A 9,481-nucleotide genomic window follows, 5' to 3' on the forward strand; every position below is an offset into this window, starting at 1 on the left:
GAGGAAAAAAATAGAATTATTCGCAAGCCAAAAATACTACTTTATTTAATTTAATTAATAATTATAATATAATAGAATATACTAAAACATATAATATTAATAGAAATACTATAATTAATAGTTTTGCCATTATTTAATAATTACTATTATTTAATCAATTATAGTAAAACACAATATATTATAGATTATACTAATATTCACAAACCCCTGGTGTTTTTGTACACACCCTAGGGGTTTCTGCGTTTGCCAGTGATCTGGTCATACCTGCAAAAACCGATTACTTTATATATTACTTTCTTTTATAGACATTATAACAAGTAACATGGAAACTACCAGTGAAACCGTACCTGCCCTGCGTGAAATGGTTAATTCAGTCACGAACCGGCTCCAGAACCAGAACAGCCGCCAGTCCTACCGCAGTGCGCTCGAAAAATTCCTCGCCTGGTATTCGGCCGCCGGCCACGCGGCGCTGGACGCCGCGATCGTGAGGGAATACCTGCTCTACCTCGAAAACAGCGGCAAAGCGCGCGGGACCATCGCGACGACCCTGTCTGTACTGCGGCAGCTGTTCAAGGACCTCCGGCGGCTCGGGACGATTAACGAGAAAACATACCGGGACCTGCTCGAAATCCGGTTCCGGCGTCCGCGAGGCCAGCGCCTGCGTACCTGGCTCACGCTCGCGGAAGTGCAGGAACTGCTACAGGGCCTGCTGCGCGACCGCATCCACGACGTGCGCGATCGCGCCATCCTGGCACTTCTGGCAGGCTGTGGCTTGCGGCGCTTTGAACTCTGCGGCCTGCGACTCGAGCAGATGCAGGAAGCGCAGGGACGGCTGGTCATCGCCAACATCCGTGGCAAGGGCGACCGTCAGCGCACTGTCGCCGTCCCCACCTGGGCCGGGAAATGCCTCGAGGAATGGCTCGCAGCCTCGGCGGAGCTACGGCCCGGCGCGTTCATCTTCTTCTCCATCCGCAGGAACGGGACGCCGGGCTCAGCTAGCATAACCCCGCAGGCCGTGCGTGATATTGTCGCCCGCCACAGCCGGGAACTCCTTGGAAAGCAGGTACTGCCGCATGACCTGCGGCGCACTTACGCGCAGCTAGCCTACAAGGCTGGCGCCGACCTGCGGCAGGTACAGCTTAGCCTGGGGCACAGCAGCATCCGCACCACCGAGATTTACCTTGGGCTGGACCAGGACTTCGCAAGCGCACCGGGCGACCTGCTCGAAATCAGCCTCTAGCATTTCGAGAAGGCATTCGCTGGCGCATGGCATGATGCAGCTTGGAACCCGCCGCAGATGGCGGCGGGTTCCTTGGTGCGTTCTTGGTCTAGTGGCGGCGGCGGAGCGCGATAGCGCCCAGTGCGCCAGCCGAGACGAGCAGCGAGAGACCCGGCAGGCCACTGTCCTCCTCTTCTGCCGGCGATGCTCGACGCACCGAAGACCGGGCGAATGCAGCAGTTCCTGGGACAGATACTTGACGCCTGAACTAATTTCATGTCAGCATATTAATTAATCGATTAATGTGTTATCAATAATATAATTATTATATTATTATTATAAATCAAAATTAATCCTCTCAATTGTCAAAATATTGTACAGAAGTTATTAATACACGAGTCCCATGAATGGTCGATGAACACAAGGATATCCTGCTGGTATGCCTTGGTTGGGGCCCTCTTTCTGGGTGTCCTTGTGTTCCTCCCAGGTTCGGAAGCTGATTCTACTCAATTGCTAAAATATAATCATTTAAACGCAAATGAAGAAAATCAATTGGAGTACATTATACAGAATCACCGGGATGAAAGCCTTGACTACGACCTTAAATTCAGTGTCACCAGCATTGACCACCAGACACTTGTCCAAGGCATACCTGAAGTGCAGTCGATTTCCCTCGATAGGTATATAAATCAAATAATCTATTTCAATTTCACGGTTCCCACTTCAGGCGACTACAGTTTCAGCCTCACTGCCACCATCTCCAATTCCACCTCCAAGTGGACCGAGACCTCAACCGAAACCCTCCGCTTCAGGGAAGTTATAGCTAGTCTGGACCTACAGCAGTTCGACAGGGTTGACTACGATTCCGATACCGATAACGGCTTCTGGGAATGGGACGGGAGCCTCCGCCTCTCCGACTCGCCGGAGCCTTTCGTCGCCGGCGCAGTCATCGGGCCGGTAACGCTCGGGCACCTGCGCGAGCCGTGGCTGGAATTCTTCTCGGACGCCAGCGCCGGGACAGGTGTGCTGCGGCTGGGCTACTCGACCGACTACCTCCCGGAAGACCGTTATTCTGCCAGCTGGACTTCGCTCCTGACAGTGAACGGGAATAACGATAATTTCATAATTGCGCTGCCGGAAACGGACGAAATATACCTGCGTTTCTACGCCAGTTGTGACGACGGTTGCGGCTGGGAGATTGGCCAGACTTCGCTTTCAGGTGTCAAGCGCTGGCACGACCTCCGGGCCAGCGTTCCCGGATACCACTTCGTGCCCCTTGACGGTGGCAGCAGCCTCGACGCCAGCCTCACCAACTTCGGATTAGTGGATGAAGAACTGGGAAATATTTCTGCCCATTTCCTGATTTACGAAAATGAGGTTGTGGTTGACGAAGGACTCCAGTCAGTTGCCCTCGCTTCCGGCGAGCAGAAATCAGTCACATTCGCCCCCACGCTCGCGGAGCCGGGAATCTACCGCGCCGAACTGCGCTTCGAAACCAGCACGGGCGTTACATCTACGCTGGAATTCTATATTGGCCATTCGGCAGCGGCTATCGCAGATTTCGACGATCCCGGCGCGCGCAGTTGTGCCATCCTGCTGAAGAGCGGTAGCGAAGCGGTTCCCGCGCTTGGAGTGCCCTTCACCCTGCTCGAATCGCATGAGAACTACCACATCCTGGAAGTCGAAACTGAGAGCCTGCCTGCCATCGTCGCCTCTGGGATCGAAATCGTTGCGGCCGTGAGCCTTGACACCTACGGTATTTCCATCGGTAGCGAGCTGGCCGTGGTCGATACTGGCGACGAATGGCAGGTCTATACGGCTGAACTGCTTGACCCGGCGCCCATGCAGATTGAACTGGCAATCGGCAACAGCGGTTTCTACAGCGAAGAATTCATGCTTGAATACCACTATTCTCCGTTGTTCCTAACCTCGGTTTCCGGTCCGTCCACGGCGCTCATTGCTCCCGGGACAGTCGCTACCATCCCGGTCACCATCACCCCCCACGCCAGTATCCCGCAGCCCGGCAGCAGCCCGGTTACCGTCACAGTGAGGCTCCCCGGCGTCGGAATCAGCGAATCTGTGACTCTACTATTTGATTACCGTGAACCCGTTTTCGAAGCTTCGGAAGTCCGGCTTGACCGGCACTCATTGCTAGCGGAGCAGGAAATCCGGGGCAAGCTGGCGCTACTCAACGACGGCTTCCCGGCCAATGGGCTGCGGGCGGAAATTATCCTGCTGGCACCGTCGGGCAGCGAGAGCAACATCTGGAGCCGGAATATCGAGGAGCTCGGGCACGGCGAGGAATTCAGCGCCAGCTTCAGCCACGCCCCACAGCAAGGAGGCCTCTACCAGCTGCGCCTCAAGGTCTACCAGCAGGATGAATTGCTCTACTCAGCCATTGCGGAGCAGGACTTCCGCGTCGTCGCTGGCGATGGAGAGGAAGTGGCAGAGCCCACTGTGATTGAACTGCCGCGCCCCGCCACTAGCATGCTGGCGCTGCTCTCATTCCTGGGGCTGGTATTCTACACTGCATCCTCGGAGAACAGCCGCTACCTCGGCTTCAAACTCTTCCTGCCACTCTATACTCGGCTGCGCCGCGACACGCTGGCGGACGAGCCGACGCGGCAGAACCTGATGCGCTACATCTACGGCCACCCTGGTGCCAACTTCACCCAGCTGCGCGAGCACTTCAACCTGCACAACGGGACCCTGTCGCACCACCTGAACGTCCTCGAGAACCATTCGGTTATCGAATCGTTCCGAGCCGGGCGCCAGCGACTCTTCTATCCCTGCCGCGCCGAGCGGGCGGGCGTGGTCGCCCGCCCACCAGTGACCGGTGAAGTGCAGCAGCAGATTGTGATGCTCATCAAGGAAGAGCCGGGAATCACTCAGTCGATGATTGCGACGCGGCTCGATATGAGCCGGCAGAAAGTCAACTACCACGTCAACGCACTCACCCGGCAGGCGCTCATCCGCGTCGAGCCCAGCGGCCGCATCACGCGGCTCTATCCACTGCACTTCACCTGATTGGCGGGCCTGAAGGGATTCGAACCCATGGCCGTCCGGTTAAGAGCCGGACGCTCTACCTAGCTAAGCTACAGGCCCGCGAGGCTGCGCAGGCTGCCGCCGATAAAAGATTATCTTACAGCCAGCCCGTGTCGCGCCGGATGAACCAGCCCGGCAGCGCCGCCAGCAGCAGCCCGCCGAGGCTCACCGCCAGTTGCGCAGTCAGCAGGAACTCCGGCGAAGCCGGATAGAGCACACCCGAGCTGAGCAGCCCCAGCCCGCTAAGGGTGCGCACCACAAGGCCAGCGACCGCGACGCCGATAGCGATGCGTGGCGGGGTGCGCAGGCCGAGCAGCAGCAGCCCGCCGAGGTAGAGCAGGTTGGCGAGCAGCCAGCGGCCGGTGCTGTCGAGGATATTCTGGTCGGCGGCTGACGCGAAACCGAGCGCCAGCACGGCCGCGCCGGCCGCCAGTGCCCAGCCAGTCGCGACAGGGTAAATCTCGCGATACGCGGCCGCCAGCTCGCCGGGTGGGGTCGCTTGCGCTACCGCATCAGCCAGCGGCTGCCCGGCCGCCGCGGCCTCGGCGCACAAGTGGTCCTCCTGCTCCGCCAGCAAGCCAGCGACGAGCACCGTGTCGCGGAAGCGCAGGCCACCGCGTAGCGCCGCGAGGTATTCCCGCAGCGGGGCGTCGTCACCCATCCAGGATGTCCCCCATGGCCGACGTCATCGAGTTCCACTCCGTTTCGGCTTCCGCCAGCGCCGCCGCGCCTGCGAGCGTCAGATGGTAGTACTTGCGTGGCGGGCGGCCTTCCTGCGCTACGGTCTCGGCCTCAACCAGCCCGCGCTTTTCGAGCCGGTGCAGAGCCGGGTAGAGCGTCCCCTCCTTCAGGTCGAAAAAGCCGTTCGAGCGCTCGCGCAGCACGCGGATAATCTCGAAGCCGTACATGCGGCGCTGCCGCAGCTGCGCCAGCAAGCAAAGCTGGATAGCGCCCTTACGGATTTCCCGGCTCCAGCCAGTCATCGTTCCTGATGGTAGGTCGCCCAGCCGTCTCCGTCAGTCGCTGACTCGCGGTGGGGAGTGGCAGTGGTCCGGCGCTGCGCCTGCTGCTGTTCCGCCTGAGCCTGTCGCTGGGCATGCTCCCGCTCGTGTTGCAATTGCTCCCGCTGGCGTGCCGCTTCGCGGTCACCCCAGGCGACGCCGCGCCCTTCCCACTTGTCGCGGCTCTGCGTCCACCAGTCGCCTGCCCCGGGCTGCTGGTCGAGCTTCTGCTGGTACGTCAGTTCCACCCGCTTTTCGTCGAGCTCCTGAATCTTGCTGCGGCTGAACTGGAGCGCCCCGATTGCCACGACCAGCGCGAAGATGAAACCGACTCCCGGCAGGATGTCATAGGTGCCAAGCGTCATCATCCCGTTCCAGAAAGCGTGGAGCCCCACCGCCATCAGGTAGTATTTCGCCACCACCTTCCACGAGGCGCCATGCACCAGGTACTGGCTCAACCCGTGGCCGGTGAACGAGGTGGCGCTGGCGTGTACCAGCGTCGCCGAGAAAGTGCGCATCACGATTACCACCGCAGTCACCGCCACGCCTTCGCCGACGACACTCCAGCCGTACATCAGGTTCTCGGTGGCGGCGAAGCCGAGGCCACAGGCAGCGCCGTAAATCAGCCCATCCTCGACCTCATCCACCTCCTCCTTGACGCCGGCGCGCATCAGCCCCATCGCTTTCAGGAATTCCTCCACGAACGGGGCGATAATCACCACAGCCACAACCATAGCAACGGCCGCGCCGGCCACCAGCGAGACCATCACAATCAGTATGGAATTGACTACACCCGCCAGAATGATACCGGTAATCGCGCCCCAGAAGAACGCCTGATAGAGCGCTCCCCACGGCTCAGGGTCATGTTTCTCGAAATTGCGAAACCAGTTCAGGTAGAGCAGTGCCGGGACAAACGCCATCCCGATGAAGAGCGCCGCCAGCCCGTAGCCGAAGCTGGCCGACAGCGCCATCAGCATGATGAGGAAGAACCAGAGGTAACGAGTTGGAGGTGCCTGCATCTAAGTCGCCGCGCGGCACAGCCCGTCGTGGATATATAGAATTCCGCGCCGCACCAGCTTCTGCATTTCACGCTGCGGATCCGGTATCTCAAGCCGCTCCGCCTCGGCCAGCAGTTCGTCAGGGTCGACACCGTCGCCCCTGTTAAGCGAACGGAACAGTGCCAGAATGCGGAACTTGGGTGTATCCTCGGGCCGCATCGCACCAGTATCCAGCTCCGGCTCGAACGGGACTACCGGCGTCCGCTTGCGCACCTTGCGTACCTTGCGCACCTGTGGCTCTTCGGATTCAATCAGCGCCCGCAGGTCGGCCTCCTCGCCGTGGGCCTCGTCATCGAGGTGCTCCATCACCAGCTCCTGCAACAGTTGCGCCGTAGTTTTCCCCGCGTCCTTGGCCCTCTGGCGGAAATCATCCCAGTCGACCCGGAACTGTGAATCAATCGGGAAACGGAAAGTTACGCGGTCGGGGGCCACTCCTCGGAGGAGGCCTGATTTTATTTAAGTGTGTCGGGCCTCTAGCGCAGTTCCCCGTAGAGCGCTTCAATCCGACCCACAATATTCTCCCAGGTGAAGTCGCGGGCGACCCGCTCGCGTCCCGCTGCGCCCAGCGCAGCTGCCGCGCTCGCGTCCGAAAGCAGCGACGCAATCGCCGCGCCGAGGGCGACGGGGTCGCCGTAATCCACCAGCAGCCCCGTTTCACCCTCGGCGACCGCCTCGGGCACGCCGCCGACGCGTGTCGCGACTACCGGCAGGCCGGCCGCCGCCGCCTCGAGCAGCACGATGCCGAACGCCTCGTAGTCCGACGGCAGTGCCAGTAGCTCGGCGGCGCTGAAGGCGGAGCGGTAGAGGTCGTCGTCGAGGTGGCCCAGCCGGTGTAGCGTGATTCCCGCGGCGGCAGCCTGTGCATCGAGTGCTTCGCCCGGACCCATGTCCTGCCCCACCAGCAGCAGCTCCGCCTCGGGGAAGCTGGCGGCGGCCGTGACGAGGTCGGGCAGTCCTTTGTTGGTCGCGAGCCGCCCGGCGTAGAGCACCAGCCGCTCGCCCAGCTGCGGGAACGCCTTGCGGAACCGCGCGCCGGTCGGTGGCTCGCGCCACGTTTCCCAGTGGATGCCGTTGGGAATCACGCGGATTTTGGAGGGGTCGCAGCCGACCTCGGCCAGCAGCAGTTCGCTCTCATGGCGGCTGACGCAGACGACTGCGTCAGCCGCTGCCAGCGTTTCGCGGCCAACGGTCGCGTCATAGACTCGGCGCAGTCCGAGCCGGCGGGCGCCGCCCCACATGCTCCACGTGGGATGGAAGTGGGGCGTAATCACCCACGGCGTCTCGCGCAACCGGCGGCGCAGTAGCGCGGTGCTGTTCTGGAAATAGCCGTAGGAATGGGTGTGGACAATATCCACCTCCGCCGCGAGGAAGGCCGAAACCATCCCCGGCGCGAGGACGTAATGCGCCTCACCGCCGGGGCTGCGCGCGCGGTGGCGCGTCACGGGAACGCCGTTGACCTGCGACGGCATCTCGCGGCGCGTGAAGGGCGTCTCGCTCCAGAGGTCAGTCGTATGCACCGCGACGTCGTGGCCGCGCTGTTGCAACCCCTCGGCGAGCGCGGCGACATGCGTCTCGGCCCCGCCCGGCGCCGGCGGGTAGCGGACGCAGCCCTGCAGGACGCGCATGCGGCGGGATGCAGCCCCGGATTAAAGCGGCGCTCTGTGCTTATTAGGCGGGCGCTGCGCTCGTGACGCGTGCCCGCGGACCGCCCTCAGCCGCTGCCGACGCACCTGCGCGAATTGCGCGGCGCGCTGCTGGGGCCGCTGCTGCTCTTCGGGCTGCTGTTAGCCGCGACTTTCGCCGGGAGCGACGCCATCTTGCGGGCAATGCTCGACTACCACGGCCTGACGGGGAGCGTGAGCCTCTACGCACCGGCGGAATTCCTACGCGTGCGACTCGGCCTCGCGGCGTTAGCGGGCTGCCTCGGCGCGCTGCCGCTGGCGCTGTTGCAGACCTACCGCTTCGCGCGTCCGGGGCTGAAAACGCGCGAGCGTGCCTTCGCGCAGCGCGCCATCCCGCTCTCGCTGGCGCTGTTCGCCGGCGGCACGGCGCTCGGCTGGCTGCTGGTGCTGCCGCGGCTGCTGCCGCTGCTCGCCGGCGGCCCCGGAGAAGCGCAATTCTCACTGGCGCAGACCGTCGGGCTGCTGCTCTCGCTCTCGCTCGGGGCCGGTATCGCGCTGCAGCTACCGCTGCTGGCATTCATGGCAAAGCGCAGCGGCATCTGGGATGGCGGGCTCGCGCAAGCCCGCAAGCTAGCGTGGGGACTACTGCTGGCACTGGCGTTGTTCGTAACGCCTGACCCGAGCACCATCGGGCTGCTACTGACGACCGCACTGCTGGTGTTCCTGTTCGAAGCGGGCAACTGGCTGGCGGGGGGCGCACGTGGCTGACCGGCGGCGGATGCTGTTCATAACCGCCATCGCTTTCGGCGCGCTGGCGCTACGGCTCTCGCACCAGTGGCGCTGGGGGCTATGGGGCAGCGATTCGGGCGAATACCTGTTCCTCAGCGTGGCGCTCGTCGACGATGGCGCGCTGCTGCAGGACGGCTATCTCGGGTGGGGTCGCGCCTATTCATGGTTCCAGGGGATGCAGATATTGGCCGCCAGCGCAACGCTGCTATGCGGAACGCCGCTGCCGGCGACCCTCTTCTGGCTCATCCCCGCCGCGGGCGCGCTGGCGGTGCCAGCACTGTTCCTCGCTGGGCGCCGCTTCGTCAGCAGCGACGCGGCGCTGGTCGGCTGCGGCTGCTACGCGGTCGCGTTTCCGGTCGTCTACGCCAACTCTCACACGATGCCGGGCGGCCTCGCTGACCCGCTTGGCCTGCTGCTGGTCTACGCCTTCGCTGGCGTGCTGGCAGCGCCACGCCGCTGGGCGCCTCCATTCAGCATACTATTGCTGGGCCTGCTACTGATGCACCACTTCACGCTGCTGCTCGCCGTAGCGGGCTGCACCGGGATGCTGGCGCTAGAGACGGCGGCCGGCAGCCGCCGCCGCGCCCCCTACTTCGCGCTGGCGACCGCGGCGGCACTGACGGCACTCTACTGGGTCGGCTACGCCGCCGGCTTCCGCACAGCCATCCTCGGCGATACCGGGCTGCCACTGGGGGCGCTGCTGGCGGCGCCGCTGGTTGCGCTGGGCGCGGTGCGACTCATCGCACC

Annotated in this window: 9 protein-coding genes and 1 tRNA gene; 4 read left to right on the forward strand and 6 right to left on the reverse strand. The window is 62.4% G+C overall.

Going from position 1 to position 9,481, the window contains the following annotated elements:
- The first annotated feature begins 322 nt into the window (after positions 1-322).
- Together QGG57_06625 and QGG57_06630 are read left to right on the forward strand one after the other, a co-directional pair.
- The gene (locus QGG57_06625; protein ID MDP7007838.1) at positions 323-1,240 is read left to right on the forward strand and encodes a tyrosine-type recombinase/integrase; all 918 of its coding nucleotides are present in this window, start codon (positions 323-325) and stop codon (positions 1,238-1,240) included.
- Positions 1,241-1,771: 531 nt separating this feature from the next.
- On the forward strand, positions 1,772-4,246 hold the full coding sequence (locus tag QGG57_06630; protein ID MDP7007839.1) for a winged helix-turn-helix transcriptional regulator: 2,475 nt from the start codon (positions 1,772-1,774) through the stop codon (positions 4,244-4,246).
- 1 nt (position 4,247) lies between these two features.
- Here the strand turns inward: QGG57_06630 and QGG57_06635 are convergent.
- The 6 genes from QGG57_06635 to QGG57_06660 form a co-directional block, all read right to left on the reverse strand.
- A tRNA-Lys gene (locus QGG57_06635) sits at positions 4,248-4,324 on the reverse strand.
- A 37-nt stretch (positions 4,325-4,361) separates the two neighbouring features.
- Positions 4,362-4,925 carry a hypothetical protein gene (locus QGG57_06640; protein MDP7007840.1) on the reverse strand — a complete coding sequence of 188 codons (564 nt, stop codon included), beginning with the start codon at positions 4,923-4,925 and terminating at the stop codon, positions 4,362-4,364.
- Complete coding sequence (locus QGG57_06645; GenBank protein MDP7007841.1) at positions 4,918-5,247, reverse strand: PadR family transcriptional regulator; 330 nt, start codon at positions 5,245-5,247, stop codon at positions 4,918-4,920. Before QGG57_06645 ends, QGG57_06640 begins: the two co-directional genes overlap by 8 nt.
- Complete coding sequence (locus QGG57_06650) at positions 5,244-6,284, reverse strand: PrsW family intramembrane metalloprotease (protein ID MDP7007842.1); 1,041 nt, start codon at positions 6,282-6,284, stop codon at positions 5,244-5,246. The genes QGG57_06645 and QGG57_06650 overlap by 4 nt, the downstream gene beginning before the upstream one ends.
- Complete coding sequence (locus tag QGG57_06655; protein MDP7007843.1) at positions 6,285-6,755, reverse strand: hypothetical protein; 471 nt, start codon at positions 6,753-6,755, stop codon at positions 6,285-6,287.
- A gap of 41 nt (positions 6,756-6,796) precedes the next feature.
- Entirely contained in the window at positions 6,797-7,948 is a 1,152-nt protein-coding gene (locus tag QGG57_06660; GenBank protein MDP7007844.1) for a glycosyltransferase family 4 protein, read from the reverse strand.
- Between the two features lie 69 nt (positions 7,949-8,017).
- On the opposite strand from QGG57_06660, the gene QGG57_06665 reads away from it, so the two are divergent.
- Entirely contained in the window at positions 8,018-8,713 is a 696-nt protein-coding gene (locus tag QGG57_06665; protein MDP7007845.1) for a twin-arginine translocase subunit TatC, read from the forward strand.
- On the forward strand, positions 8,706-9,481 hold a 776-nt coding region (locus tag QGG57_06670; GenBank protein MDP7007846.1), incomplete at its 3' end, for a hypothetical protein. The genes QGG57_06665 and QGG57_06670, both read left to right, overlap by 8 nt.

This window comes from Candidatus Poseidoniia archaeon (genome assembly GCA_030748895.1).
Taxonomy (GTDB): domain Archaea; phylum Thermoplasmatota; class Poseidoniia; order MGIII; family CG-Epi1; genus UBA8886.